Source organism: Sphingomonas aestuarii, assembly GCF_054457155.1.
In genome coordinates, this window is sequence record NZ_JBTKVV010000002.1 from 212,136 (window position 1) to 236,974 (window position 24,839).

The following is a 24,839-nucleotide window of genomic DNA, read 5'->3' on the forward strand; positions in this document are numbered from 1 at the left end:
AATCACGGCATAACAAGGGGGCGGGGCCGGGTGCGCTTGGTAACGGCGTGCCCGGCCCGCTGCGTCTTGAGAAGATAGGGGAGGGGTTCGCAATGCAATTCGGAGGCACGATCGCGCCCGAAGACACGACGCCGCGCTACCGCGCTGCGGTGCTGGCGATGCTGCTGCTCGTCTATACCTTCAACTTTCTCGACCGTCAGATTCTCGGCATCCTCGCGGTGCCGATCAAGGCCGACCTGGGCCTGACCGACAGCCAATTGGGCCTGCTCGGCGGCCTGGCCTTTGCTGTCCTCTATTCGACGCTGGCGATCCCGCTGGCGCTGCTTGCCGATCGTACCAACCGCACCTGGGTCATCACCATCTCGCTGGTGGTATGGAGCGGGTTCACGGCGCTGTGCGGGATCGCCACCAATTTCGTGCAGCTGCTGATCTACCGAATCGGCGTCGGCGTGGGTGAAGCGGGCGGCGTTGCGCCGAGCTATGCGACGATCGCCGATTATTTCCCCCCGCATCAGCGCGCCCGCGCGCTCGCCATCTATTCGCTGGGAATCCCCATCGGCCTTGCCTCCGGCGTGTTGTTCGGGGCGTGGATCGCCGCCACGGTCGACTGGCGCGCGGCGTTCATCGTCATCGGGCTTGCGGGTGTGGTGATCGCGCCGTTCTTCCGCATGATCGTCAAGGAACCGCGCCGCGTGAAGCCCGCCGCCGACGCGCCAAAGGTGCCGATGGGCGCGGTGTTCGGCATTCTTGCGAAGAAGCGCAGCTTCTGGCTGCTGGCGTTCGCCGCGTCGATGAGTTCGCTGTGCGGCTACGGCCTTGCCTTCTGGACCTCGTCGCTGCTGGTGCGCAGCTTCGGCTTTACCCTGATCGAAACCAGCTGGTTCTTCGGATCGCTGCTGCTGATCGGCGGCGTCGCGGGCGTGTTCGCGGGCGGCTGGCTCGCCGACCGGATGGGCGGGGACAAGGCCAATTACGCACGGCTGCCGGCCTATGCCTGGCTGGCGAGCGCGCCTTTGTTCGCATTGGGGTTTCTGAGCGAAAATCCGGTTTGGGCCTGGGCGCTGCTGCTGATCCCCAACGGTCTCAACATCCTGTGGCTGGGTCCGCTGACCACCGCCGTTCAGCATCTGGTCCCGCCGAGCATGCGCGCGACCGCGTCCGCCAGCTTCCTCCTCATCAATAATCTGATCGGACTGGGGCTGGGGTCGTGGAGCATCGGCATCCTGTCCGACCAGCTGACGCCGGCTTATGGCGACGAGGCGCTGCGTTACGCGATGGTTGCCGCGACCGCCTTCTATTTCATCGCGACCGCGCTGGCGTTGCTGGGCGCGAAGTCGCTGCGCAAGGATTGGATCGAGGAACCGGTCGCGGGCTGACTTTCTTCGTCATTCCCGCGAAGGCGGGAATCCATAATCTATGTTGGCGGTTATGGATTCCCGCCTTCGCGGGAATGACGGTCTTGGTAATGATTTGATGCAATCATCACACTCTCGCGCTTGACGTGTATATTGCGGGTTACCGTTCCCTAGTCGCCGCGAACTTCACCTTGGGATAGCGATCGGCGACATAGCCGACTTCCCACGCCGATTTCGCCAGGAACACCGGATTGCCGTCGCGGTCGGTGGCCATCGCGCTGCGGTTGATGTCCATGAACGCCTTCAACTCCGCCGGGTCTTCTGCCGAAATCCAGCGCGCGGTTTCGAACGGGGCCATCTCCAGCCCCGCCGCGACCTTGTATTCGGCCTCAAGCCGGGAAATCAGCACCTCCAGCTGCAACTGGCCCACGACGCCGACGATCCAGTTCGACCCGATCTCGGGATAGAAGACCTGGGTCACGCCTTCCTCGGCCATGTCGTCCAGCGCCTTGCGGAGCTGCTTGGTCTTGGTCGGATCTTTCAGCGCGACGCGGCGCAAAATTTCGGGCGCGAAATTGGGCAGGCCGGTGAAGCGCACATCGGCGCGTTCGGACAGCGTGTCGCCGACCCGCAGCGTCCCGTGATTGGGGATGCCGATGATGTCGCCCGGAAACGCCTCGTCCGCCAGTTCGCGTTCGCGGGCGAAGAACAGGATCGGCGAATGCACCGCGATCGGCTTGCCGTGGCCGGTGGGGGTCAGCTTCATGCCGCGTTTGAACGTCCCCGATACCAGCCGCATGAACGCGATGCGGTCGCGGTGGTTGGGGTCCATATTGGCCTGCACCTTGAAGATGAAGCCGGTGACTTCATCGTTCGATGGCTCGACCGGCGCAGGCTCGGCAGGCTGCGGACGCGGAGAGGGGGCGTGTTCGGCGAGCGCCGCGATCAACGTATCGACGCCGAATTCCTTGAGCGCGGAACCGAAATAAACGGGCGTCAGGTCGCCGTTGCGATAGGCCTCCGCATCGAAATCGGCATAGCCCGCCATCGCCAGTTCGGCATCCTCGCGCAGCTTGGCGAGACCCTGTTCGGAGAGCAGTTCGTCGAGCTTGGGATCGTCGAGGCCCGACACCTTGACCACCTTGCCCTGAAACTCGCGGCTCGGCCCCTCGGGCAGCAGCAGGCGGTTGCCGACCAAGTCGTAGATGCCCTCAAACTGGCCGCCCATGCCGACCGGAAAGGTCATCGGCGTGACATCAAGCGCCAGCAGGTCGGCGATTTCGTCCAGCGTCTCGAACACCTCGCGGCCTTCGCGATCGACCTTGTTGACGAAGGTGATGATCGGGACGGATCGCAGGCGGCACACTTCGAACAGTTTTCGCGTCTGACTTTCGATGCCCTTGGCGACGTCGATCACCATGACCGCGCTGTCGACCGCGGTCAGCGTGCGATAGGTGTCTTCGGAGAAATCCTCGTGTCCCGGCGTATCGAGCAGGTTGAAGGTAATCCCCTCGCGCTCGAACGTCATCACCGACGAGGTGACCGAAATCCCGCGCTGCTGCTCGATCTTCATCCAGTCCGACCGCGCGCGCCGCGCTGCCCCGCGCGCCTTTACCTCACCGGCAAGATGGATCGCACCGCCGAACAGCAGCAGCTTTTCGGTGAGCGTGGTCTTGCCCGCATCGGGATGCGAGATGATCGCGAAGGTGCGGCGGTCTTGGGGGGTGGTCATCGAATGCCTCTAGTCGTCATCCCCGCGAAGGCGGGGATCCATAGCCCATGCCGTGTCGAAGGAGTCGGAAAGTCAGAGAATATGGATTGGCTTACGCCGAACTTCGTTTCCCGCCTACGCGGGAATGAGGGTGAGGGGCAAGGCTCGGCCTTCAACCTTCGCGCGCGACCTGAAACCCGGCAAAGGATTGCGAAACGGGCATCAGTTCGAGCGTGTTGATGTTGAGGTGTGGCGGCAAGGTTGCGACCCATAGCAGGGTTTCGGCAATATCCTCCGCCGTCATCGGATTGGCGCCGCCATAGAGCTTGTCGGACGCCGCCTGGTTGCCGCCCGTGCGGACCAGGGTGAATTCGGTTTCCACCATGCCCGGCTCGATCGAGGTGACGCGAACGCCGGTGCCATGCAGGTCGCTGCGCAGGCCAAGCGAGAATTGATGCACGAACGCCTTGGTCCCGCCATACACATTGCCGCCGGTATAGGGATAGGTCGCGGCGACCGACGACAGGTTGATGATCGCGCCCTTTCGCTCGATCAGGCCGGGCAGCAGTTTGTGGGTGAGCGAGACGAGCGCGGTGACGTTGGTGTCGATCATCACGCGCCAGTCGTCGAGGTGCGCGGCTTGCGCGGGCGCGGTGCCGCGCGCGAGCCCGGCATTGTTGATGAGGCAGTCGATCCGCGCAAAGTCGCCGGGCAGCGTGTCGAGCGCGGCGTCGCGCGCGGCCTCGTCGGTGACGTCGAAAACGGCGGGATGGAAGGTGTCGCCCAGTTCGGTCTTGAGCGCATCCAGCCGCTCCGCGCGCCGCCCGGTGCCGACGACGTTCCAGCCCGCGCCGACGAATTCACGCGCGGCGGCTTCGCCGATTCCGGCGGTGGCTCCGGTAATGAGAACGGTCGGCATCTGTGTCTCCCTACTCAGTTTCTCCCCACATGTGGGGAGGTGGCAGCGCGAAGCGCTGACGGAGGGGGCGTGCAACGTCGCACAGCGCTTGAGGCCTGCCCCCTTGTTAGGTGACAGTTGAGGCTGGAGTAGCCGGGATTTACCGGGATTTTGCGGGATGTCGTGGGATTGCCCCCGGACAATGAGGTTTTTCGCGGCTTCTCGCGGTTTCGCGGCGGGTGGTTCATTGTCAAGAGTCCCAGGCGGTTTAGACATCGCTGTGACAGGAGCGGCTGGAGTGGGCGGCGTCAAGGCCGTTCGCTTCTTAGAAGCGTCTTAAGCTAGCAAAATCGGGACGAAAGACGCGCCTAAGTCGTCAGGCAACCGATGGAGCGGCCCGCGTTCCATCATCGACAAGTGGGACTTGCATGGTCCCACTTCCGCATTCGCGTCCCACTTCCGAAAAACGCCGATGGCGCGGGACTTTCGCCGCCGCTTAACGGCAGTGCGGCGACTGACCACTGTGCTTTAAGTGGGACCGTTTTCCGCCCTGGTCATCTGCCCGGAACCAGGCTGGCGATCGATGCGATTATCGCAGTGACGACGATCGCACCCAAGACGGCGGTCTCAATGCGAACGCCCCAGGGTGAGCGCTCAGGCTCCGACATCGGCTGGCGACCACGGATCACGAGCGCCGAGTTCGCGTTCGTCGATCTGAAAGAACTGGGCCAGCTTCAGACGATCATCTTCGTCGAGCCTTTTGGGCGAACTGCGGGCAACAAACTGTTGCAGATATGCCGGGTTGCGACCGAGCAACCGGGACAAGCTCTCCAAGCTTACGGCGCGATCGTCGGCGAGCTGGCGAAGGCGCACCCTCTGATCGATCATCTCAATCAGCGGGCGAAAGGATCGCTCGGGTTCGTCCGCGCGACTTCGTCCGCGCACCGACGCAACGCATCGACGGCTGGTGCAGTACCATTCAAAGAGGTGCTGGCCACCGTCGCCGACCCTCGCGTCACTCGAAGCCCTTCATACGTAGAGAGCTGATCGAGAAAAGGCGGTGCTTCGAAGATTGTGGTGACCATCCGATTTGGAGCGGGCAGTTGCCCGCCCACGAATTTGACATCGGAATAGGTTTGCTGACGGTCGGCGGATTGGAAAGACACGTCCAATTGATATGTCTCGCCCTCGGCGACCGACTGAAATGCAGGGTCTGCAATCGACAGGATTGCCTCGCCCAGTCGCGCATCATAGCGAACGTGGACGAACGATCCGCCTTCGAAGGCTGCGATCATGCTGCAAGAATTATCGAGGCGAGTGATCGACCAGGGGCCAACATCGGCGTGCGGATCGCGGCGATCAGTCTGATCAGGCCCGGCCAATAGCATTGCCAACAATGTCGCTACAGTTCCGATCATTCTGGCCCCCTAAACGCGCCGACCGACGAAAATCACACGGCCGACAACATTGATCTCTTCGTGGTGCGCTTCATCCATAGGCACCAAAGTGTTGTCAGATAGTATCTGAATTCGCTCACCGCGGCTACGTACCCGCTTGATCATTGCGAAATCGCCGATTGTAAGTGCCCACATCGCATCCTGTTCGCGGATCGTGCGCTGCGATCGGTCGATGATAACCATGTCGCCATCCTGGATCGTCGGCTGCATCGAATCGCCGCGACCACGCGCGATGGTCAGCATCGACGCCGGGGTTGCCGTGATCGATTGGACCCAATCGCGAGGGAAATGATGCGTTCGGACTTCAACCGGGCCGTCAGAAAACTGGCCACCGAGCCCATAGGCAAGATCGATCTCCTGCACCTGGACTAGGTCAAACTCCTCTTCCAACGCCGCAGCGTGATCCAGCGACGGGGCAATTGCCCCGCTCGCAATCTGTTGAAGACGGGTCTCATGGCCGATCAGCCAGCCCACGTTCGTGTTGAGCGCCGTAGCTAACGGGCCGAGTGTCTCGGTCGGCCAGACGCGCTTGCCTGCCCAATAATTTCCCACGCTAGAGCTAGGCAAGCCAAGGATTTTTCCAACCTTCGCCTGATCCAGACCTGCCGACCGAGCGCGCGCTCGAACACGTTTTGCGAGGGATTCCACGAATGTGACTTTACTTGCCCCGTTTGTGGAGTTAATATCCACGTTCGTGGCAACTGAAGGATCGTCGGTCATGTCAATCGTGACCCTGCACCGCGAAGTGGTGAAGGCAGAAATCAGAATAAAGCATGGTTCGATTGAGGCTTTTGCCGACGCGAACAACCTGAAGTCGCAGGTTGTCCGCGACTTGCTCCGCGGGCAATCGGCCGCTGCCAAGCAAGCCGTGGCGGACCTGCTCGGTGTCGATGCTGATCAATTGGTGATCGTTCGCGACTCCACTCATGTGGAGCGGTCTAGCAAACGGAAATCCCGGCCGCATCGTCTAAATGCGGGAGGGCAATAGACATGTCCGTTGCCGCTGAACCCGTATCCGCGGGTGAAATCATCATCCTCGATCCGACCGAGATTACGATCGGTGATCGGCTGCGTCCGATCGATCCGGTATTTGCCGAGGCGCAGGGCCGTTCGATGGTTCGTGACGGGCAAATCTACCCGATCGATGTGTGTCGGTTGCCTGGGCAGAACGGTTGGTTTCTGGCCGGTCCTGGCGGACACCGCCTGACGGGTGCGCGGATCGTCGGAATGGAAGGGATTGAATGCCGGGTGGTCTCGGCCAATCCGGCAAGCCGCCAACGCCGAGAAGCGGTGGAGAACCTATTTCGGCGCGCAAACGATCCGCTGGAGCGCGCCGCCGCCGTTGCACAGCTCGTTCGCCTACAAAAGGAGCGTGCCGGAATTGAGGCGGACGCGCATCGGACATCGTCGGTTCCGCAGAAGCTGAGCCGCCAGATTGCTCTGGACACGGCCGATACGTTGGAAACGATTTCCAACGTCTATGGCTGGTCGGAAGAGGTCGGGGCTGAAATCGGATTTACCGGGCGCACTGTCCGCAACGACCTGCTGCTCTACCGCAGCTTGGTCCCTTCCCTGATTTCGAGGCTGCGCGACGCTCGGCATCCCATCGTGTCGAACGGGACACAGCTTCGAGCGCTCGCCAAGCTTGGGGAGCAGGAGCAGGCGGACGCAGTCGAGAAGCTCGTTTCGGGCGGCGCGAAGACTGTGGCGGAAGCCACTAAATCCGCCGCCGCAAAGCCGAAACCGGATGCCGAGGCAAAGCGGCTCTCGACCTTTATCGGCACGTTCCAACGGATGGCGCTAGCCGAGCGCAAAGGGGCGCTTGCCCATCTACGCGATCTGCTCCCGGCCGGTTTCAAGCTGGTGAGCGAAGGGGGTGAAAAATGAGCCCCCAGCAACTCCGAACGCTCGACTTTGTGCGGGAGCATATTTCCACGATCGGCGTCGCGCCGACGCAACGCGAGGTTGCTACGCATCTTGGCAGGTCGCGCGGCGCTGCTGTTTCGGCGATCGACGGTCTGGTTGCACGTGGGAAGCTGCGGCGGCGCAGTGCAGCCTCGCGCGGTCTAGAGCTGGCCGAAGCGGCGGACCTGCGGACTGTTCCCACGGACGAAATCCGCGCAGAGCTGGCACGTCGCGGTGTAACGATGGACGCGCTCGCGCGGCCTCGCGCGCTGAATTACGGACGACGGGCCGTCACCTGTGCGGCCGATAGCTGTCATGTCGAAGTCCGGCGCGGGCACCTGATGTGCTGGGACCATTGGTCGCAGCTCCCCCGCGCACTTCAGCAGGAAATTCTGACCAGTTTCGGACGGCGGGACGAAGTTGCCTACGGCGACGCCGTGCGCCGCGCCCGCGATCTCATTGATGGGGGACGTTCATGATGCCCCGCGCAGCCGACCCCATCGCTCGCGCCGAAAACCTTCGCGTGTTCCAGCGCGCCGTCCGCGACGAAGTCTCGATGGACGAAGCCCGTCGTCGCATCGCCCAGGATCAAGAGGCGCTGTACCAGCAGCGGATCGCCGCGCGGGCCAATGCCTGCGGCACAGCCGCCCCGGCGATCCCCTCCGATCAAATGCCCGCGGCCGAGGCCCAAGGCGAACCGCAACGTCCAGTCCAATGATGGCAGCAATGGTGACCCAGAATTCCAATGTCCGCGCGGCCCCGCGCGAAGTTTCCCCGCTGCTGATCACTCGGCTGCTTGGCATTTTCGAGAAGGTTGCGGCGGATGAAGGTCGCGGGCCGCGCCTACCCAAGCCAGCGACGCCGCGCATTCGCATCGGCGGCAACGAGCCTAAGCCGCGCAATGTCGTTAAGCTGGCGACACCGTTGCAGGGCTCGGCGGCGGCACTGGCTTTCCTGCGCGCGAACGGCGTGTCGGTATCGGTGGCGGAAAGCAGCAATCACGGCACCACCCGGTGGTGGGTTAGCGGTCATTTCGATCCGCTTGATGCCGCCGCGTTGATCGAGCTGGCCCGCGCTAAGGGGTTTGCAGCGTGAGCGCGCGGTTTGCACGCGTTCTGGTCGGCGCGAGCGGCCTGTCGGTCATCCTGTGGGCGATCATCATCGCGACTGCGGTGCGCTTCGCATGAGCGGCGGTCGCCCCTGCCTGGGATATCCCTCGCGATCGGCGGCGGTTGTCGGTCTGCGCGCCGAGGGCGTGCCGGATCGAGAAATCGCCAATCGCATTGGGATTGAGGTCAAGACGGTCTCGGCGCTGGCGATCAGCGCCGAGCGGAAAGCAGCGCGTCAGGCCGAGCAGGGTTGGACGCCGTCGCGGTCGTCGTTGGTGTTGCCACTCGACGTGCAGCAGCGGCTCCGCAAGGCGGCACGGGCGCGTCAAGTCAGCGTCTATCAGTTGGCGCTGACGATCATCGAAGTGGTGGCGTCGAGCGGACTAGCCGACGCGGTGCTGGATGACGGGGTGCAGACCCGGTGACCAAGCGCCGCCCCTCGATCAGTCCCAATCAGCTTGGCTTCACCTTTGATCCGCCCGCGCCTGCGCGCCGGGAGGCGGAGCTTGCCGGGCTGGATCGAGTGATCGCGGCCACCGTGTCCTTGATCCTGAAAGAGGACGCTCGATCGCGAGACGAAATTGCAGGCGCGATGTCGGCGCTGTCGGGTGAAACCGTCTCCAAGACCATGCTGGACGCCTATGCGTCGGAAGCGCGCGACGCGCACAATATCTCCGCCCACCGGTTGCTGGCGCTGATCGCCGCGACCGATCGCCACGATCTGCTCGACGGCCTGGTCCGCAGGATCGGCGCGGCGCTGTTGGTCGGCGAAGAAATTGCAACCGCAGAACTCGGTCACATCGACAGCCAAATGGCGCGCCTGAAAGCACGGCGGAAGGCCGTGGCAGCGCGGGTTCAGCCAATCGAGCGCCAATCGATCAATTCGGGGAGTTCCGCTAAGTGAAAGTTGGTGGGGGAAAGGTTTGGTACACTGCCGCCGAGCTGGCCGACATGGCCCTGCCGGGGTTGCCCAAGACCAAGCGGAAGATCAACGAGCGTGCCGCTGCCGAGGGGTGGGCGCTCGCGACCGGGAAAGCGGGCGAACCGCTGGCGCGTCCGCGCCAGGCGCGCGGCGGCGGGCTGGAATATCACATCGACGTTTTGCCCGCTGCGGCGCGCACGACGCTGGCGCAGCTCGGCGTAACGGTGGTCGCCGATGTGGCGGCGGAACCGGAGAGTCGCGCTTCGCAAATGTGGCGCTGGTTCGACGGCCAGAGCGCCAAGGACAAGATTGAGGCCGAGCGCCGGTTGCAGATCATCGCGTTGGTCGAGGCGCAGGAAGCTGCCGGTCTTACCCGGTCGGCCGCGGTGGCAACCGTCGCGGCGCAAGCATCGGTAGGCGCATCCACGTTGTGGGGATGGCTTCGCGATATCGACGGAATCGGGGTGAGTGATCGCTTGCCGTTCCTCGCACCGAAGCGGACGGGTGGCGGATCGGCGTGCGACATCGATGCCGGTGCCTGGCAGTTTCTGCTGTCAGACTATCTCCGGCCCGAAAAGCCGACGTTCACCAGCTGCTACTGGCGGATGGTTCGCGGCTATGCCGACCAGCGCGGGCTTAAAATTCCGCACGAACGCACCTTGCGCCGCAAGGTGGAACGCGAAGTCGACGGGCGACTGGTGATCGCGCGGCGCGAAGGGGCCGAGGCGCTCCGCCGCACGCTCCCTGCGCAGCAGCGGTCGGTGGCCGAGCTGCACGCACTCGAAGCGGTCAACATCGACGGGCACAAGTTCGACGTGTTCGTGCGGCATGAGGACGGCCGGGTTGCCCGCGTCGTCATGGTCGCCATCCAAGACCTATACAGCCGCAAGATACTGGCGTGGCGGATCGGCGAGAGCGAAAGCGCGCTGCTGACGCGCCTAGTGTTCGCCGACCTGTTTCAGAAGTTCGGCATCCCGAAGCAGGCGGTGCTCGATAACGGACGGGCCTTCGCATCGAAATGGATCACGGGCGGCGTCAAGAATCGCTTTCGCTTCAAGGTGAAGGACGACGAACCGACCGGCGTCCTGACCGCGCTGGGCGTCCAGATCCACTGGGCGACCCCGTATCGCGGTCAATCGAAGCCGATCGAGCGTGCCTTCCGCGACCTATGCGACACGATCGCCAAGCACCCGTCGCTTGCGGGCTGCTACACCGGCAACAAACCCGATGCGAAGCCAGAGAATTACGGATTGGCAGCGGTGCCGCTTGCCCGGTTCCGCGAGATCGTCGAGGCCGGAATCGCCGCCCACAACGCGCGTCCCAAGCGCCGCACCGAAATGGCGCGGGGAATGCACAGCTTCGACGACGTGTTCGCCCAATCGTACGCCGTCGCCCCGATCGGCAAGGCCACGCCCGAGCAGCTCCGCATCGCGCTGCTGACCGCCGAGGACCGGATGGTCGATCGGCGCACCGGCGAAATCACGCTTGAAGGCAATCGCTATTTCGCGCCCGAGCTGTGGGACCATGCGGGCAAGCGCCTGACGGTGCGGTTCGACCCCGACAATCTGCACGGCGAGGTCCATGTCTATGCCCGCGACGGCAGCTTCATCGCGACGTGTGCCGCGATCGAGACGGTCGGGTTCTTCGACAAGGCGTCGGCGACGAAGCGGCGCAAGCAGGAAAGCGATCTGCGCCGCCGCGTTCGCGACGCCGCCGAACTGGAGCAGCTGCTCGATGCCGAGCAGATCGCGGCGATGCTGCCGGATTATGCCGATGAAATGCCGTTGCCGACGCCCACCGTCGTTCGACCGGTGCGCGCGCGCGGCTCCGCAGCCGCCGCTCTCAAAACCCATTCAGAGGTTCGTGAAGTGCCTCTCAACCCCGTCATCGATCGGCTCGGCCATCTGAGCCTGGTCCGATGAAATTGGCCGCGCGCGAGGTCCAGTCGCGCGCGGCCGCAACACGAAGTGAAGCAAGGAAGCCCATAGCATGATCGACCCAGCAAACCACAAGATCGACGTTGCCGAACAGCGTGCATGGCTGATCGGACATAAGTCAGAGTCAGGCCTAGCCTGGTCGCAGATCGCGCCCAAGATCGGCATCAAGCCCGGCACGCTGACGCCGTTCGCCGGTGAAACCTATCGGCGCGTCGCGCGGTTCCGGCGCACAGAACCTCTCCACCGTCGAGCCAAAGGAGATTTGGCGAGACAATGCTGTTGGATCGGAGGCGTCGATCACGATCGACTTGGGCGGCGTGCGGTCGATCGACACGATATTTCTGGGGTTCGTCACCGATCCGGCCGACGCCGCGACCTTCCGCGCGTCCGGAGGCATTGGCAGCTATGGCGAGTTTGCCATTCAGGAGGCAGCGCCACTGCGCGCGCCTGATGCCGCTGGAATTCGCAGTGCGAGCAGCCATGCGCTGTGGCACGGCGCGCCGGTCAACGCCCGCTATGTCAGCTTGGGTGTGACCCAGACCAGTGGTCAGCCGATCAGCGCCGGGATCGTGATCGTTGGAAAGGCATTTCGGCCTGCGCTGGGCCAAGAATGGGGCGCGGGGCGTCGCCCGATCGACACGGGATCGGTCACGCCGTTGCTGTCGGGTGGCTTCGCGATCGTCGAGGGCGCGCGAAAGCGCCATCTGAATTTCACGCTGGGCGATCTCAGCGAAGAAGAAGCCGACCAGCTCGAAGCCCTCGCGCTCGATCGCGGCGAATCGCGCCCGGTGCTGATCGTCGAGAATGTCGATCGCACGCCCGGCCTGCGCCAGCGCATTCATTACGGCCTGTTCGAACGCTGGCGCGCCTTCGAACGGCGAAACCGCAAGCAGACCCGCTGGGAGATCGGGTTGGAGGAATGGGTCTAGACCGTCGAGTTCGTTGATGTTTAGCCAGCCCCCGGCGAAAAAAGAGGGGGGACGGCACGTTGGCGCGTGCCGAGCCGCGGGATTGAGGCCCGCACCTAGCCCGGTCGCGACCGGGTTCGATCCCCTCACCGGGCGCACCGGCAGGGGCCTATTGAGTTGAACCTAATATGGAGTCTACCCCGAACGTGATGCTCGACACGGTAAAGCCGGTCGGGACGCCCGCTGGCTATATCGGCGGCAAGCGAAACCTCAGCCGCGCCTTGGTCGCGCAGATCGACGCGATTGAACACAGCCTCTACGCCGAACCCTTCGTCGGCATGGGCGGCATCTTCTTCCGTCGCCGTCGTCGGCCGAAGGCGGAATATATCAACGATATCTCGAAGGATGTGGCCACGCTCTTCCGCATTCTCCAGCGGCACTACCAGCCGTTCCTGGACATGCTGAAGTGGCGCTTTGCCAGCCGATCCGAGTTTGACCGGCTGATGGCGGTCGATCCGGCGACCTGCACCGACCTGGAGCGGGCGGCGCGTTTTCTCTATCTCCAGCGCAACGCCTTCGGTGGCCAGGTCAGCAAGCGGAACTTCGGGCTGAGCTACGGCCAGCCGAGCAAATGGCGTCTCTCGACGTTGGAGCCGCTGTTGCAGGACATCCACGACCGCCTGGACGGGGTGTGGATCGAGTGTCTGCCCTACGCCGCCTTCATCCGCCGCCTCGATCGGCCGGGCGCGCTGTTCTATCTCGACCCGCCCTATGCCGGTTGCGAGGATGACTATGGGGAAGGCGTGTTCTCAGAGGCCGATTTCGCAGCATTAAGTGATCTCTTAGGATCGATTGAGGGGCGCTTCATCCTGTCGATCAACGACACGCCGATGATCCGAGACGTGTTCGGCCGGTTCGCCCAGGAGCCGGTGGAGCTGAACTATCGAGTGAGCGGGAAGGTGACACCGGCACGCGAGCTGATTATCAGCGGCCGACCATAGGGAGAAAGAGAATGGCTGACGACGCTGGGCACCGGAAGGTCAACGTGATGCGCGATATGATCGAGGCGGGGCGCACGCCGATCGTGACCTTCAAGGGGGTTGAGCAGCGCTACGCGTTGAATGTCGTCAGCCAAACTGAGAGCGGCCTCGTGAAGGGCGAAACCAATGGCCTCGAAATTTTCTTCTCGCCGCAAGATGTCGCGATCGTCGTCGTCGAGACCGATAATTGAGTGCTCCAGCTTTAGGTGTCAAAGACTCCAGAAGCTTTTGTCACGCTACACCCCTCCACCGCCTTCGGCGGTCCCCCTCCCCGTGCCGGGGAGGATTTTAACCGCGCAACACCGCGCCCAGCTTCCCCGCCGCAGCAATCACCTTGTCCGCCACCGCTTTCAGCTCGGCATCGGTGAAGCTCTTGTCGCCCGGCTGCAGCGTCACTTCGATCGCCAGGCTCTTCTGCCCTTCCTCGACGCCCGCGCCTTCGAACAGGTCGAACAGTCGCGCATCGACGATCGCCGCCTTGTCCGCACCCCTGACCGCGCGGACCAGATCGCCCGCGGGCAATTCGCTCCGCACCAGAAACGCGAAGTCGCGCGTCACCGCCTGCAAGGCGGGCGGGGTATAGGCCGGACGCATGAAGCCGCCGCCTTGATCCTTGCTCCGCTTGGCGGGCAATGCATCCAGATAAAGTTCAACCGCCGCGACCGGACCCGACAGGTCGAACGCTTTCAACACGCTGGGATGCACCATCCCGAACGCGGCGATGACGGTCTTCGGACCCAGCCGCAGCGTCGCCGACTGGCCGGGATGCCAGGCATCGCCTGCCTCTCCCATGACCTGCAGATTGCCGACCGGCGCGCCTGCCGCTTGCAGCAGCGCCAGCGCCTCGGCCTTGGCGGCATAGGCGTCGAAGGTCTTTGCCTTGCCCGCCTGCCACCCGCGCGGGGTCGCGTCGCCCGCCAGCAGCACGGTCAGCGTCGCACGCTCCTTGTCGGCGAGATAGCGACGGCCGAGTTCGAACAGCCGCACCGAATCCGCCCCGCGTTTCATGTTGCGCGCCGCCGCCGACAGCAGGCCGGGGAGCAGCGACGGCCGCATCACCTTCATGTCTTCACTGATCGGATTGGCCAGCGTCCATGCACCGCCGCCGAACGCGGCGGCTTCGCGTTCCGAAATGAAGCTCCAGGTGATCGCCTCGTTCAGCCCGCGCGCGGCCGCGGTGCGCCGCATCCGGCGTTCCAGCTTCTGTTCCGCCGTCGCGGTCGGCGTGGCGACGCCGGGCGTGCGGGGCAGCGGGACCGAAGGGACGTTATCGAGCCCCTCGATCCGGATCACTTCTTCGACCAGATCGGCCGAGCCTTCGACATCGCGCCGCCAGCTCGGCACGGTGACGGTCCAGTCCGCATCGACCGCAAAGCCCAGCCGTTCGAGAATGGCCTTCTGACGATCCGCTGCGATGGCGAGCCCGCCCAGCGTCTCGGCGCGCTGCGTATCGTAACGGATGGTGCGCGCCGTAAGCGGCGGTTCGCCCGCCCGCGTGACACCACTGGCCTTGCCGCCACAGATCGACAGCACCAGCCCCGTCGCGATTGCGAGCCCATCGTCCAGAAACGCCGGATCAACCCCGCGTTCGAACCGCGTGCGCGCGTCGCTGGTCAGCGTCAGCGCCTGTCCGGTGCGTGCGATATGTTCGGGCGTGAACCAGGCGCATTCGATGACCACATCGGTCGTCTCCGCCTGAACCCCCGACTCCTCGCCGCCCATGATGCCGCCGATGTCGTGGACATGGGTGTCGTCGGCGATGACCGTCATCGCGTCGGTCAGCGTATAGGTCTTGCCGTTCAGCGCCAGCACCTGCTCTCCGGCTTGCGCCTTGCGCGCGACCAGCCCGCCCGACAGCTTCGCCTTGTCATAGACGTGCAAGGGCCGGCCCAGATCGATCATCACATAATTGGTGATGTCGACCAGCGCGGAAATCGGCTTCTGGCCGATCGCCAGCAGGCGCCGGGTCATCCAGTCGGGGGCGGTGCCGTTGACGACGCCCGTCACCGACTGGCCATAGAAAGCCGGGCAGCCCTCGGGGTCGTCGGTGCGCACATCGGGGCCGGGGCCTTCGCCGTCGATGGTGGGGATGTCGAGCGGTTTGAGCGTTCCCAGTCCTGCCGCTGCCAGATCGCGCGCGATGCCGCGCACGCCCATGCAATCCTGACGATTGGGGGTGATCGCAACGTCGATGACGGGATCGTTCAGCTCGGCATAATCGGCATAGCTCTGGCCGATCGCGCTTTCGGCAGCGGCGGGCAGCTCGATGATGCCGTCATGGTCGTCGCCCAGTTCCAGCTCGCGCGTCGAACACATCATGCCGTTCGATTCGACGCCGCGAATGGCGGCGAGCTTCAGCACCATGCCGTTGGCGGGCACGGTCGCACCGGGCAGGCCGAGCACGCCAAGCATTCCCGCGCGGGCATTTGGCGCGCCGCAGACGACCTGAAGCACGCCGTCGCCGGTATCGACCGACAGGACTTGCAGCTTTTCGGCCTGGGGGTGGCGTTCGGCGGTCAGCACTTTGGCGACCTTGAAGGCCGACAGCTTCTCGCCCGGATTGTCGACGCCTTCGACTTCCAGGCCGATGCGCGTCAGCCCCTCGACGATCTGGTCGAGCGTGGCGTCGGTGGCGAGATGCTCGCGGAGCCAGGAAAGGGTGAATTTCATGCGCCGACTCCTCCCGACAGCGTGGGCACGTCGAGCGCGGAAAAGCCGTAATGTTTCAGCCAGCGCAAATCGCCGTCGAAAAAGGCGCGCAAATCGTCCATCCCGTATTTGAGCATGGCGAGCCGATCGACGCCGGTGCCGAAGGCGAAGCCCTGCCATTCGTTGGGGTCGAGCCCGCACGCTTCGATCACCTTGGGATGGACCATGCCGCTGCCTAGCACTTCCATCCAGCCTTCCGATCCGCCGATGACGCGCTTTCCGTTCACGACCGAGTAGCCGACATCGACCTCTGCCGAGGGTTCGGTGAAGGGGAAATAGCTGGGGCGCAGTCGCAGGACGATGTCGTCGCGCTCGAAAAACGCCTTCAGGAACGTCTCGAGCGTCCATTTCAGGTGGCCGAGCGTGATGCCCTTGTCGATCACCAGCCCCTCGATCTGGTGGAACATCGGCGTGTGCGTCGCGTCCGAATCCGAACGATAGACGCGACCCGGCGCGATGATGCGGATCGGAGGCTTCTGCGAGGTCATGGTGCGGATCTGCACGGGGGACGTGTGGGTGCGCAGCACCATCGGGCGTTCATGTTCGCCCGCCAAATAGAAGGTATCGTGCATCGCCCGCGCCGGATGCGTCTCTGGAATGTTGAGCGCGGTGAAGTTGTGCCAGTCGTCCTCAATCTCGGGGCCGGTCGCGACCGCGAATCCCATATCGGCGAAGATTTCGGCGAGTTCGTCCATCACCTGGCTGACCGGATGCACCGATCCGGGCGCGACGCCGTCCACCGGTAGGGTCATGTCGATCGTCTCGGACGCGAGCTTCGCCTCCAGCGCGGATGCCTCCAGCGAGGCCTTTCGCGTTGCAATCGCCTGCGTAACCGCCTCGCGCAGCGCGTGGATGCGCGCGCCGGTGGTCTGGCGCTCCTCAGCCGACATCGCGCCGAGCGATTTGAGCAGGCCGGTAATGGCGCCCTGTTTGCCCAGCGCGTGGACCCTCACCGATTCGAGCGCGTCGATGCCGGCGGACGCATCGATTGAGGCGAGCAGGTCAGCCTGGAGTTGATCGAGATCGGGAGTCATCGCGTTCCTTCGTCATTCCCGCACAGGCGGGAATCCATTCACGTTGTCGCCAGTGGCTCGAAGCCGAGGCCGATTGCCAGGTCAACCCATTCCGGGTTGGATCGCTCGATCAGATTGAGCTTCCAGTCCCGATTCCATTGCTTGATGCGCTTTTCCCGCTGGATCGCGGCATCCATCGTTTCGTGCATCTCGAACCAGACGAGGTGTGCGACCCCGTATCGGGATGCGAACCCTTTGATCAACCCTTCGCGGTGTTGATGGAGGCGGACGATGATGTCGCTGGTCACGCCCGTGTAGAGCGTGCCGTGCCGACCGCTGGCCAGAATATAGACGCAAGGTTGCTTGGCCAAATTCCTCCCCCCCCCCGTCATTGCCGCGCAGGCGGGAATCCATAACCCATGTCGTCGCTTGAGCCACTGGCGTCAGAGAATATGGATTCCCGCCTACGCGGGAATGACGGTGTTGGGGGAGAAGGAAAACACAAAAGGGCGCCGGTGGTTTCCCACCGACGCCCCTCATGTCACTCGCTGTCAGGACGCTCAGGCGGCCTGGGGCAGTGCCGCCTTCGCCTGAGCGATGATGGCGGTAAAGGCTTCGCCTTCGTGCATCGCGATGTCGGCCAGAACCTTGCGGTCGAGTTCGATGCCCGCGAGCTTCAGCCCGTGCATGAACTGCGAATAGGTCAGGCCTTCGGCGCGGACGCCGGCGTTGATGCGCTGGATCCACAGACCGCGGAAGGTCCGCTTCTTCACCTTGCGGTCGCGATACGCGTACTGGCCTGCCTTTTCGACGGCCTGACGCGCGATGCGGATCGTGTTCTTGCGACGGCCGCGATAGCCCTTCGCCTGATCCAGAATCCGCTTGTGCTTCAGCTTGGTGGTCGTGCCACGCTTTACTCGTGCCATGTCGGGGCTCCTCTTACTTCAGGCCGTAGGGCGCCCAGAGGCGCACGTGGCCGGCATCGGCCTCCGACAGCACCGACGTACCGCGGTTCTGGCGAATATATTTTGCGTTGTGGCTGATCAAACGGTGGCGCTTGCCAGCGACGCCGTGCTTGATCTTGCCCGTCGCGGTGAATTTGAAGCGCTTCTTCACACCGCTCTTGGTCTTCAGCTTGGGCATTTTCGTCTCCTTGTGTTCGACGATTATGAACGGCCCTGGCAGCCCACACTGGCCAGGCAGTTCTGCAACTAATCGCGGAAAGGCGGTCCGGTAACGAAAGCGCCTTCGTTTTGCAACCGATTCTGTGGCGCTTCACGCCCGCCGGGGGCGCTCGACCGGCAGGATCACGGCACCGGCGATGACGCAGGCGGCGGCGAGCAGCATCAGGATGGTGCTGAAATCCCGTCCCGACACCAGGCTCCAGGTCACAAGCGGCCCGGCGATCGCGGGCAGGGTGTTCGCGAGATTGATGAACCCCAGGTCGCGCCCGCGATGCGCAGGCACGGGCAGCACTTCCATCGTCAGCGCGGTATGCAGCGACAGGAAACACGCATTGCCACAGGCATAGAGGACGAAACCCGCCGCCCCGACCAGCCATTCCTCCGCCAGCGCCATCATCGCAAGGCCCCCCGCCATCACCAGCGCCGCCGCCAGGATCGGCGGTTTGCGCCGCGCGCTCCGATCGGACCAGCGGCCTGCGACCACCGCCAGCGGTGCGGCGACGGCAAAGGCGAAGGTGACGAGTTGCGCGACCTGCGGCGCCATACGCTGCGACGGCGCATCGGCCACCGCCGCGAAATAATAGAGCAGATAATAGAACAGCACATTGCCCGACAGCTGGACCAACAACCGCGATGCCCAGGCAAGGACGAGGCTGCGGCGGCCCTGTCGCGCACGGTGCGCCGCCGGAGCGGCCGACGGGACCAGCATCGCAGGGCTCAGCAGCAGCGGCAGCACCATCGCGGCAATCGCGGCGCACAGGGCGGCGAACAGCCATGCGCCCGACGACCAGGTCACCGCCAGCAGCAGCGCCGACAGCGCCGACGCGATCGGCTGGGCGAGCGCCAGCATCCCGCCGACCACGCCTTTTTGCGCATCGGGCACCTCGTCCGCCATCGTCGCATAGATCGGCGACAGCAACGCGTTGAGCGCGATCTGATAGACGATAACCGCTGCGATCAGCATCGCCGGGGTGGTGGCAAGCGCGATCGGCGCATAGCTGACGATGGTCGCGATCAGGCCGCCCGTCATCCATCTGCGGCGACTGCGCCCGCGCGCGACGCTGCGGTCGCTCAACATGCCGAAGCCGATGTTCGACAGGCTGGCCGCGACCGCACCCGCAATCGCCGCGACGGTCAGCCAGCCGATGCGGTCTTCGCCTGCCAGCGCCTCGATCCGGATTGGCAGCAACAGGGTCAGCAGCGGCAGGAATGCGGCGACGCCGCCCGCATTGGCCAGGGCATAGATCAGCAGGAACCGAACCGGGCGCGGCGCGCCCTCAACCCCCATGCGGGGCGGTCGATTCTCGGGCGACGAGGCCGAAGGGCAGGATGCGGATGCCACGATCGACGTCTTGCCCCGCGGATGCCGCGATCAGCAAGTCCGCGGCGCGTTCGGCCATCTTGGCGATCGGCTGGTTGATCGCGGTCAGCGGTGGCATGGCGTGCCGCGCGCCCGGCGTATCGTCGAAACTGACGATCGACAGGTCGCGCGGGATGTCCAGCCCCCGCCGCCGCGCGACATGGAGGGTGGCGAGCGCCATCTGTTCGCTCGACGCGACGATCGCGGTCACCGGCTCGGCCAGCGAAAGCAGTTCCGATGCGGCGCGTTCGCCGGATTCATAGCCGAAATCGCCCGCCGCGACCCAGGCTGGGTCGGTCGCAAGCGCCGCCGCCGCCATCGCCGCGCGGTAACCGGAGGCGCGCTCTTCGCTCAGCCGATATTCGGGATCGCCGGTGATGAACCCGATGCGGCGATGGCCGAGTTCGATCAGGTGGCGCGTCGCCGCTTCGCCCGCTGCCCGGTCGTCCATGCGAATGGGAAAGCCCGCGCCGTCGGCGTCCGACCCGATCCGCGCGAACGGGACCCCGAGTTCGACGAGCAGCGCGGTAATCACCGGATTGTCCGAATGCGGCGGGGTCAGGATCACGCCGTCGGGGCGCACCGCGGCAAGCGCGGCGGCGATCTCCCGCTCGACATTTTCGGCATGGGTGTCGACCAGCTCGATCAGCAACCGATAGCCATGCTCGGCGCATTTGAGCATCCCGCCATAGAGCATCTGGTCGATATAGTCGGACCCTTCGCCCAGCTGCCACCCTTCGATCGTGCGGTCGCGGTCGTGGAACGACAGCAGCATGTACGAGCGCGATCCTGACAGGCGGCGCGCGGCCAGGCTGGGGACATAGCCCAGCTTCTTCACCGCAGCGCGCACCTTGTCCTTCATTTCCGGGCGGACATTCGGTTCGTCGTTCATCACCCGCGACACCGTCTGGAGCGATACTCCGGCTTCGGCGGCGACGTGGCGGATGGTGACGGTCTGGCGGGGGCGGGCCATCAGGACTCCGGGATCATGGGGCGGGTGCCGGGCAATGGCGGGCCAGGAATTCACCGCTCGTGCGCACCGACCGTGAGGCGGCGGCCATAAGCGGGTGACAACGCGCCGTGCGCACGCTAGCCCTTTCGCCTGTGAGCACGAACCCCATCGCCGATACTGCCAGAGCCGAACTGGTTGCGCTGCTCGAACGGGTCGGGCGCGGCGAGCGTGCGGCGATGCGCGGCGTCTATGATCGCACCTCCGCGAAGCTGTTTGGCATTGCCCTGCGTATCTGCGGAGAGCGGGAAGCGGCGGAAGACGTGTTGCAGGACATCTATCTCAAAATCTGGCGACGCGCGGGGCGGTTCGATGCGTCGCGCGCCAGCCCGATCACCTGGCTGGCGACGATCGCGCGCAACACCGCGATCGACTGGCGGCGCGCGCATAACGGGCCGGTCACGGTCGGTGACGATGCGCTGGCGACGGTCGCCGACGATCGCATCGGCGCCGATGTGATGGCCGAGGATGCGGAGACTCGCGCGCGCATCTTCACCTGCATCGACGCGCTGGAGGAACGCCGCGCCAGTGCGATTCGCGCGGCCTTTTTCGACGGGCTATCCTATCCGCAGCTTGCCGAGCGCATGGCGGTGCCGCTGGGCACGATGAAAAGCTGGATACGGCGGGGGCTGATCGAATTGAAAGCGTGCCTGGGTCATGGCTGATCCCATCGACATGAACGATCGCGAGGCGATGGCCGCCGAACTGGCGCTCGGCCTGCTCGACGGCGACGAACGCGCAGCGGCGTTGCGGCTGCAATTGTCCGACGCCGATTTCGCTGTCGAGGTCGAAGCGTGGCGCGACCGGTTCGCGCCGCTGGCCGCCGGGTTCGCCTCAGCGTCGCCACCGGCAGCCCTTTGGGCGGCGATCGAGGCGCGGCTGGGCGGCGACGAGGAAACCCCTGCGATCGCGGAACTGCCTTTGGCAATCTCTCGCCGACTGGGCCGCTGGCGCGCCGCTGCGATCGGCAGCAGCGCGGTGGCTGCGGTTCTGCTCGCGGCGATCGTGCTGCGACCGGCGCCCGAACCCGTGATCCAGCCGGTGCCGGTCGCCGCCGACCGCCCGGTGACGATCGCGCAACTGGCGGGCGAACCTGGCGGCGCGCTGCTCGCCGCGCGTTACATGGACGAACCCGGCGAATTGATGATCCGATCGGCGGGCATGCCGACGGGCGACCTCGCGCCCGAACTCTGGGTGATCCCCGCCGACGGCGTGCCGCGATCGCTCGGTCTGGTCGCCATCGACGGGATGACGCGCGTCACGGTGCCGATCGAACTGCGCGGCATGATGGCCGACGGCGCGACGCTGGCCATCACGATGGAGCCCGCCGACGGCGCGCCCCACGACGCACCGTCGAGCGCGCCGATCGCAGCGGGCACGATTTCGACGATCTGACTCGCATCCGGGGTCGCTCGGTATCCGTATCTCCTCGTGCCCTACCGCCTTGGCGGAGGGCCAATTCCACGAGGAGCACGCCGAACATGACTGAGTTCACCAAGGGGATTTCGCTGGCTGCCGCAGCCGTGCTGATGGCCGCGACCGGCGGTTGCGCGACGATGATGGGCGACGATGCCGCGATGGCATCCGATCAGAATGTACCGATGGTCGGCGGTGCGCCGATGTATCCGACGCGGAACATCATCGAAAACGCCGTCAATTCGCAGGATCACACGACCCTCGTTGCTGCGGTCAAGGCAGCCGGGCTGGTCGATACGCTGTCGGGTCCGGGTCCGTTCACGGTCTTCGCGCCGACCGATGCAGCGTTCGCCAAATTGCCCGCAGGCACGGTCGATACGCTGGTTCGCCCTGAGAACAAGGCGATGCTAACCGGCATCCTGACCTATCATGTCGTGCCGGGTCGATTGAGTGCCGCCGACATCGCGGCTCAGGCGGCGCGTAACGGCGGGACGCTCAATCTCACGACGGTCGCTGGCGGCTCGATCGCGCTCAGCCGCGCCGGAAATGGCTGGCGGATCACCGATGCCAAGGGCGGCACGTCGATGGTCACCATCGCCGACGTCAACCAGTCCAACGGCGTGATCCACGTCGTCGACACGGTGTTGATGCCCTGACGCCCGATCGGGATCGGCCATCGGCACGCGGCCTCCCTCCTGAGATCGTGTCGGTGGCCGTTTCGAGTACGACCGGACGTTGCTCGCGTTACGTTTCAGGCAACGCCAAGGTCGGCTCGAGCGGGGCGGCGGAAGTCCGAATCACCCACGGGCTTTCGTCGCCCTTGCTATGTCCGGCATCGGATGGCGGCTAAAGCGCGGCCCAATCGATTTCGCCGTGCCGGTCGATCGTGCCGCTATGATCGGCCATCGGGTATTTGAGCCCCGTCGCACAATTGAACAGCAGCACCCGGTCGTCGGGCGACACGCGCCCGTCCGCCAGCGCCATCCGCCAGGCGGCCAGCGTCGCGCCGCCTTCGGGACAGAGCAGCATCCCGTCCCTGCGGCCCGCATCCTCGACCGCCTGAACGATCGCCGTATCGGGCACCGCGATCGCAACGCCGCCGCTGGCGCGCACCGCGTCGAGGATCAGGAAATCGCCGACCGCCTGCGGCACGCGAATGCCCGCGGCGACGGTATGTGCGTCCTCCCAGCGGGTGGCGTGGCGCTCGCCCGCATCGAAGGCGCGCACGATCGGCGCGCAGCCCTCTGCCTGCACCGCGATCATGCGCGGGCGCTCCGGCCCGATCAGGCCGATCGCTTCCAGCTCGTCGAACGCCTTCCACATGCCGATCAGCCCGGTGCCGCCGCCGGTCGGATAGAAAATAACATCGGGAAGCTGCCAGCCGAGCTGTTCGGCCAGTTCCAGCCCCATCGTCTTCTTCCCCTCGATCCGGTAGGGTTCCTTCAGCGTCGACAGGTCGAACCAGCCCCGCTCCTTGGCGCCTGCGCCGACCAGCTTGCCGCAATCGTCAATCAGGCCGTTGACGCGGTACACGCGGGCACCCTGTGCCGCGATCTCGCGAACGTTGATCTCTGGCGTGTCGTCGGGGCAGAAAATTACCGCCTCGATCCCCGCGCGCGTCGCATAGGCGGCGGCGGCAGCACCCGCATTGCCGTTGGTCGGCATCGCGAGGGTGGTGACGCCCAGTTCCTTGGCCATCGAAATCGCCATCACCAGCCCGCGCGCCTTGAACGATCCGGTGGGGAGGCGCCCTTCGTCCTTGACCAGCAAGCTCGCCGCGCCCGCTTCGCGCGCAATCGTCTCCAGCGGGATCAGCGGCGTCGCATTCTCGCCCAGGCTGACGATGTTCGTCTTTTCCCGCACCGGCAGCAATTCGCGGTAGCGCCACAGATCGGCGGGGCGCGACGCCAGCGCCTCGCGCGTCATCGCCTGCGCCGCTGCGGCAAGATCGTAGCGCACCAGCAAGGGCCGTCCGACGCGCGACAGGCCATGCAGCCGGTCGGCCTCGTACCGTTCCCCGGTCATCGAACATTCAAGATGCGTGACGAAGGTCGCGCGATCGGCGGTGAGGTTGTCGTCGTGCATGGAAATCCTCATTCCGCGCGTTCGGCGCGCCATCCGGACGCGGCAGTCGCGGGTGCCTGAGGGTCGGGGACGATCGCGCGGTCGCCGACGATGGCGCGATAGGCGACGCCGCCTGCGGTGAAATCCAGCCGGTCGCCGCTCAGCCGTGCCATCGACAGCATGTCGCTGCCCAATGTGCCGGTGATGCGGCTATAGCGTTGTTCGATGGTGAGCATCGCGACCGTGCCGTCCGCGCGTGTCAGCCGCCATTCGCCGCCCGCAACCGCAGGAATCGTCCACAGATAGACGTTCTTTTCCTCGATCCGTTCATGTTCGTCGGGCGGCCAGTCGCCCATGTCGAACGCATGGCTGACGACGCGCGCGCCGGGCTTCATTTCGGTCAGCAACTTGGGACGCAGTTTCTCGTTGATCTGTGGCAGCAGATAGAGGGTGACGACATCGGCCTCGCGCAGCGACACCGCGAACAGGTCGTCGCGGACAAACCGCGCATTATCCTTCTGCCCCGCCATTTCCGCATTCATTCGCGCGCGTGAGACGAGGCGCGGATTGATCTCCACCCCCATCGCCTGCGCCCCGCGTTTCGCCGCCGCGATCGCGATCCGCCCGTCCCCCGATCCCAGATCGACCAATCGCTCGCCGGGCTGGAGTTTCGCCATGCCCAGCATCCCGTCGACCACGGCCTCGGGCGTCGGGACATAGGGGACGACCGGATCGTCCTGTGCGCTGGCATAGGCGGTGCGCGCGATCATCGCGATCGGCGCAGCGAGCATGACCAGCGCGGCAGTCAGCAGCATCGGACGATACAGGTGGCGTTTCGTCAT

Annotated in this window: 29 protein-coding genes; 15 read left to right on the forward strand and 14 right to left on the reverse strand. The window is 65.0% G+C overall.

Annotated features, from left to right (window positions below; genetic code table 11):
• Window positions 1-92: 92 nt before the first annotated feature.
• On the forward strand, window positions 93-1,376 hold the full coding sequence (locus ACX0GZ_RS04255) for a spinster family MFS transporter (protein WP_458813709.1): 1,284 nt from the start codon (window positions 93-95) through the stop codon (window positions 1,374-1,376).
• A 139-nt stretch (window positions 1,377-1,515) separates the two neighbouring features.
• On the opposite strand, the gene ACX0GZ_RS04260 is transcribed toward ACX0GZ_RS04255, so the two are convergent.
• The 5 genes from ACX0GZ_RS04260 to ACX0GZ_RS04280 all read right to left on the reverse strand — a co-directional run bounded on the left by ACX0GZ_RS04260 (window position 1,516) and on the right by ACX0GZ_RS04280 (window position 6,141).
• Entirely contained in the window at window positions 1,516-3,087 is a 1,572-nt protein-coding gene (locus tag ACX0GZ_RS04260; protein ID WP_458813711.1) for a peptide chain release factor 3, read from the reverse strand.
• A gap of 151 nt (window positions 3,088-3,238) precedes the next feature.
• Window positions 3,239-3,985 carry an SDR family NAD(P)-dependent oxidoreductase gene (locus tag ACX0GZ_RS04265; protein WP_458813713.1) on the reverse strand — a complete coding sequence of 249 codons (747 nt, stop codon included), beginning with the start codon at window positions 3,983-3,985 and terminating at the stop codon, window positions 3,239-3,241.
• 633 nt (window positions 3,986-4,618) lie between these two features.
• Window positions 4,619-4,837 carry a hypothetical protein gene (locus tag ACX0GZ_RS04270; RefSeq protein ID WP_458813715.1) on the reverse strand — a complete coding sequence of 73 codons (219 nt, stop codon included), beginning with the start codon at window positions 4,835-4,837 and terminating at the stop codon, window positions 4,619-4,621.
• Between the two features lie 20 nt (window positions 4,838-4,857).
• The gene (locus ACX0GZ_RS04275; RefSeq protein ID WP_458813717.1) at window positions 4,858-5,382 is read right to left on the reverse strand and encodes a hypothetical protein; all 525 of its coding nucleotides are present in this window, start codon (window positions 5,380-5,382) and stop codon (window positions 4,858-4,860) included.
• 9 nt (window positions 5,383-5,391) lie between these two features.
• Complete coding sequence (locus ACX0GZ_RS04280; RefSeq protein WP_458813719.1) at window positions 5,392-6,141, reverse strand: XRE family transcriptional regulator; 750 nt, start codon at window positions 6,139-6,141, stop codon at window positions 5,392-5,394.
• Here ACX0GZ_RS04280 and ACX0GZ_RS04285 point away from each other — a divergent pair.
• The 11 genes from ACX0GZ_RS04285 (at window position 6,140) to ACX0GZ_RS04335 (ending at window position 13,433) form a co-directional block, all read left to right on the forward strand.
• Window positions 6,140-6,409 carry a helix-turn-helix domain-containing protein gene (locus ACX0GZ_RS04285; protein WP_458813721.1) on the forward strand — a complete coding sequence of 90 codons (270 nt, stop codon included), beginning with the start codon at window positions 6,140-6,142 and terminating at the stop codon, window positions 6,407-6,409. The two genes, ACX0GZ_RS04280 and ACX0GZ_RS04285, sit on opposite strands and share 2 nt — an antisense overlap.
• A 2-nt stretch (window positions 6,410-6,411) precedes the next feature.
• Window positions 6,412-7,308 carry a hypothetical protein gene (locus tag ACX0GZ_RS04290; protein WP_458813723.1) on the forward strand — a complete coding sequence of 299 codons (897 nt, stop codon included), beginning with the start codon at window positions 6,412-6,414 and terminating at the stop codon, window positions 7,306-7,308.
• On the forward strand, window positions 7,305-7,805 hold the full coding sequence (locus ACX0GZ_RS04295; protein ID WP_458813725.1) for a LexA family protein: 501 nt from the start codon (window positions 7,305-7,307) through the stop codon (window positions 7,803-7,805). Before ACX0GZ_RS04290 ends, ACX0GZ_RS04295 begins: the two co-directional genes overlap by 4 nt.
• Complete coding sequence (locus ACX0GZ_RS04300; RefSeq protein ID WP_458813727.1) at window positions 7,802-8,044, forward strand: hypothetical protein; 243 nt, start codon at window positions 7,802-7,804, stop codon at window positions 8,042-8,044. The genes ACX0GZ_RS04295 and ACX0GZ_RS04300 overlap by 4 nt, the downstream gene beginning before the upstream one ends.
• Window positions 8,045-8,055: 11 nt before the next feature.
• Window positions 8,056-8,421: a hypothetical protein gene (locus tag ACX0GZ_RS04305; RefSeq protein WP_458813729.1), complete on the forward strand. Its 366-nt coding sequence runs from the start codon at window positions 8,056-8,058 to the stop codon at window positions 8,419-8,421.
• An 88-nt stretch (window positions 8,422-8,509) separates the two neighbouring features.
• The gene (locus ACX0GZ_RS04310; RefSeq protein ID WP_458813731.1) at window positions 8,510-8,860 is read left to right on the forward strand and encodes a hypothetical protein; all 351 of its coding nucleotides are present in this window, start codon (window positions 8,510-8,512) and stop codon (window positions 8,858-8,860) included.
• Entirely contained in the window at window positions 8,857-9,339 is a 483-nt protein-coding gene (locus ACX0GZ_RS04315) for a hypothetical protein (RefSeq protein ID WP_458813733.1), read from the forward strand. Before ACX0GZ_RS04310 ends, ACX0GZ_RS04315 begins: the two co-directional genes overlap by 4 nt.
• A complete protein-coding gene (locus ACX0GZ_RS04320) occupies window positions 9,336-11,279 on the forward strand; it encodes a transposase domain-containing protein (protein WP_458813735.1) in 1,944 nt (647 codons plus the stop codon). The genes ACX0GZ_RS04315 and ACX0GZ_RS04320 overlap by 4 nt, the downstream gene beginning before the upstream one ends.
• A 209-nt stretch (window positions 11,280-11,488) precedes the next feature.
• Window positions 11,489-12,223, forward strand: coding sequence for a hypothetical protein (locus tag ACX0GZ_RS04325; protein ID WP_458813737.1), 735 nt, complete (start codon window positions 11,489-11,491; stop codon window positions 12,221-12,223).
• Window positions 12,224-12,411: 188 nt separating this feature from the next.
• Window positions 12,412-13,203 (forward strand): DNA adenine methylase, encoded by a 792-nt coding sequence (locus ACX0GZ_RS04330; protein ID WP_458814324.1) that lies wholly within the window; start codon window positions 12,412-12,414, stop codon window positions 13,201-13,203.
• A gap of 11 nt (window positions 13,204-13,214) precedes the next feature.
• The gene (locus ACX0GZ_RS04335) at window positions 13,215-13,433 is read left to right on the forward strand and encodes a hypothetical protein (protein ID WP_458813739.1); all 219 of its coding nucleotides are present in this window, start codon (window positions 13,215-13,217) and stop codon (window positions 13,431-13,433) included.
• 97 nt (window positions 13,434-13,530) lie between these two features.
• Here the strand turns inward: ACX0GZ_RS04335 and pheT are convergent, their stop codons facing one another.
• From pheT to ACX0GZ_RS04370, 7 genes are all read right to left on the reverse strand, one after another.
• Window positions 13,531-15,912, reverse strand: a complete 2,382-nt coding sequence (gene pheT, locus ACX0GZ_RS04340; RefSeq protein ID WP_458813741.1) for a phenylalanine--tRNA ligase subunit beta — start codon at window positions 15,910-15,912, stop codon at window positions 13,531-13,533.
• Window positions 15,909-16,985 carry a phenylalanine--tRNA ligase subunit alpha gene (pheS, locus tag ACX0GZ_RS04345; protein ID WP_458813743.1) on the reverse strand — a complete coding sequence of 359 codons (1,077 nt, stop codon included), beginning with the start codon at window positions 16,983-16,985 and terminating at the stop codon, window positions 15,909-15,911. Before pheS ends, pheT begins: the two co-directional genes overlap by 4 nt.
• Before the next feature lie 38 nt (window positions 16,986-17,023).
• A complete protein-coding gene (locus tag ACX0GZ_RS04350; RefSeq protein ID WP_458813745.1) occupies window positions 17,024-17,356 on the reverse strand; it encodes a GIY-YIG nuclease family protein in 333 nt (110 codons plus the stop codon).
• Window positions 17,357-17,524: 168 nt separating this feature from the next.
• Entirely contained in the window at window positions 17,525-17,890 is a 366-nt protein-coding gene (gene rplT / locus ACX0GZ_RS04355) for a 50S ribosomal protein L20 (RefSeq protein ID WP_458813747.1), read from the reverse strand.
• Window positions 17,891-17,903: 13 nt separating this feature from the next.
• Window positions 17,904-18,107: a 50S ribosomal protein L35 gene (gene rpmI / locus ACX0GZ_RS04360; protein WP_458813749.1), complete on the reverse strand. Its 204-nt coding sequence runs from the start codon at window positions 18,105-18,107 to the stop codon at window positions 17,904-17,906.
• A 132-nt stretch (window positions 18,108-18,239) separates the two neighbouring features.
• Complete coding sequence (locus tag ACX0GZ_RS04365; protein WP_458813751.1) at window positions 18,240-19,436, reverse strand: MFS transporter; 1,197 nt, start codon at window positions 19,434-19,436, stop codon at window positions 18,240-18,242.
• Window positions 19,426-20,481 carry a LacI family DNA-binding transcriptional regulator gene (locus ACX0GZ_RS04370; protein ID WP_458813753.1) on the reverse strand — a complete coding sequence of 352 codons (1,056 nt, stop codon included), beginning with the start codon at window positions 20,479-20,481 and terminating at the stop codon, window positions 19,426-19,428. The genes ACX0GZ_RS04365 and ACX0GZ_RS04370 overlap by 11 nt, the downstream gene beginning before the upstream one ends.
• Window positions 20,482-20,612: 131 nt before the next feature.
• Between ACX0GZ_RS04370 and ACX0GZ_RS04375 the strand changes: the two genes are divergently transcribed.
• The 3 genes from ACX0GZ_RS04375 (at window position 20,613) to ACX0GZ_RS04385 (ending at window position 22,589) form a co-directional block, all read left to right on the forward strand.
• Window positions 20,613-21,182 carry a sigma-70 family RNA polymerase sigma factor gene (locus tag ACX0GZ_RS04375; protein WP_458813755.1) on the forward strand — a complete coding sequence of 190 codons (570 nt, stop codon included), beginning with the start codon at window positions 20,613-20,615 and terminating at the stop codon, window positions 21,180-21,182.
• The gene (locus ACX0GZ_RS04380; protein WP_458813757.1) at window positions 21,175-21,912 is read left to right on the forward strand and encodes an anti-sigma factor; all 738 of its coding nucleotides are present in this window, start codon (window positions 21,175-21,177) and stop codon (window positions 21,910-21,912) included. The genes ACX0GZ_RS04375 and ACX0GZ_RS04380 overlap by 8 nt, the downstream gene beginning before the upstream one ends.
• A gap of 86 nt (window positions 21,913-21,998) precedes the next feature.
• Window positions 21,999-22,589, forward strand: coding sequence for a fasciclin domain-containing protein (locus tag ACX0GZ_RS04385; protein WP_458813759.1), 591 nt, complete (start codon window positions 21,999-22,001; stop codon window positions 22,587-22,589).
• A gap of 190 nt (window positions 22,590-22,779) precedes the next feature.
• Here ACX0GZ_RS04385 and ACX0GZ_RS04390 read toward each other — a convergent pair whose 3' ends face one another.
• The gene (locus ACX0GZ_RS04390) at window positions 22,780-24,018 is read right to left on the reverse strand and encodes a threonine synthase (protein ID WP_458813761.1); all 1,239 of its coding nucleotides are present in this window, start codon (window positions 24,016-24,018) and stop codon (window positions 22,780-22,782) included.
• An 8-nt stretch (window positions 24,019-24,026) separates the two neighbouring features.
• Complete coding sequence (locus ACX0GZ_RS04395) at window positions 24,027-24,839, reverse strand: class I SAM-dependent methyltransferase (protein ID WP_458813763.1); 813 nt, start codon at window positions 24,837-24,839, stop codon at window positions 24,027-24,029.

Excerpts from the sequence above, each read along its gene's own strand:
- rpmI (WP_458813749.1), bottom strand. The coding sequence starts at position 18,107 with ATGCCCAAGCTGAAGACCAAGAGCGGTGTGAAGAAGCGCTTCAAATTC.
- ACX0GZ_RS04330 (WP_458814324.1), top strand. The coding sequence starts at position 12,412 with ATGCTCGACACGGTAAAGCCGGTCGGGACGCCCGCTGGCTATATCGGC.
- ACX0GZ_RS04380 (WP_458813757.1), top strand. The coding sequence starts at position 21,175 with ATGGCTGATCCCATCGACATGAACGATCGCGAGGCGATGGCCGCCGAA.
- ACX0GZ_RS04385 (WP_458813759.1), top strand. The coding sequence starts at position 21,999 with ATGACTGAGTTCACCAAGGGGATTTCGCTGGCTGCCGCAGCCGTGCTG.
- ACX0GZ_RS04280 (WP_458813719.1), bottom strand. The coding sequence starts at position 6,141 with ATGACCGACGATCCTTCAGTTGCCACGAACGTGGATATTAACTCCACA.
- ACX0GZ_RS04290 (WP_458813723.1), top strand. The coding sequence starts at position 6,412 with ATGTCCGTTGCCGCTGAACCCGTATCCGCGGGTGAAATCATCATCCTC.
- ACX0GZ_RS04285 (WP_458813721.1), top strand. The coding sequence starts at position 6,140 with ATGTCAATCGTGACCCTGCACCGCGAAGTGGTGAAGGCAGAAATCAGA.
- ACX0GZ_RS04310 (WP_458813731.1), top strand. The coding sequence starts at position 8,510 with ATGAGCGGCGGTCGCCCCTGCCTGGGATATCCCTCGCGATCGGCGGCG.
- ACX0GZ_RS04300 (WP_458813727.1), top strand. The coding sequence starts at position 7,802 with ATGATGCCCCGCGCAGCCGACCCCATCGCTCGCGCCGAAAACCTTCGC.
- pheT (WP_458813741.1), bottom strand. The coding sequence starts at position 15,912 with ATGAAATTCACCCTTTCCTGGCTCCGCGAGCATCTCGCCACCGACGCC.
- ACX0GZ_RS04370 (WP_458813753.1), bottom strand. The coding sequence starts at position 20,481 with ATGGCCCGCCCCCGCCAGACCGTCACCATCCGCCACGTCGCCGCCGAA.
- pheS (WP_458813743.1), bottom strand. The coding sequence starts at position 16,985 with ATGACTCCCGATCTCGATCAACTCCAGGCTGACCTGCTCGCCTCAATC.
- ACX0GZ_RS04275 (WP_458813717.1), bottom strand. The coding sequence starts at position 5,382 with ATGATCGGAACTGTAGCGACATTGTTGGCAATGCTATTGGCCGGGCCT.
- ACX0GZ_RS04255 (WP_458813709.1), top strand. The coding sequence starts at position 93 with ATGCAATTCGGAGGCACGATCGCGCCCGAAGACACGACGCCGCGCTAC.
- ACX0GZ_RS04260 (WP_458813711.1), bottom strand. The coding sequence starts at position 3,087 with ATGACCACCCCCCAAGACCGCCGCACCTTCGCGATCATCTCGCATCCC.
- ACX0GZ_RS04265 (WP_458813713.1), bottom strand. The coding sequence starts at position 3,985 with ATGCCGACCGTTCTCATTACCGGAGCCACCGCCGGAATCGGCGAAGCC.
- ACX0GZ_RS04365 (WP_458813751.1), bottom strand. The coding sequence starts at position 19,436 with ATGGGGGTTGAGGGCGCGCCGCGCCCGGTTCGGTTCCTGCTGATCTAT.
- ACX0GZ_RS04335 (WP_458813739.1), top strand. The coding sequence starts at position 13,215 with ATGGCTGACGACGCTGGGCACCGGAAGGTCAACGTGATGCGCGATATG.
- rplT (WP_458813747.1), bottom strand. The coding sequence starts at position 17,890 with ATGGCACGAGTAAAGCGTGGCACGACCACCAAGCTGAAGCACAAGCGG.
- ACX0GZ_RS04390 (WP_458813761.1), bottom strand. The coding sequence starts at position 24,018 with ATGCACGACGACAACCTCACCGCCGATCGCGCGACCTTCGTCACGCAT.
- ACX0GZ_RS04350 (WP_458813745.1), bottom strand. The coding sequence starts at position 17,356 with ATGACGGGGGGGGGGAGGAATTTGGCCAAGCAACCTTGCGTCTATATT.
- ACX0GZ_RS04395 (WP_458813763.1), bottom strand. The coding sequence starts at position 24,839 with ATGACGAAACGCCACCTGTATCGTCCGATGCTGCTGACTGCCGCGCTG.
- ACX0GZ_RS04295 (WP_458813725.1), top strand. The coding sequence starts at position 7,305 with ATGAGCCCCCAGCAACTCCGAACGCTCGACTTTGTGCGGGAGCATATT.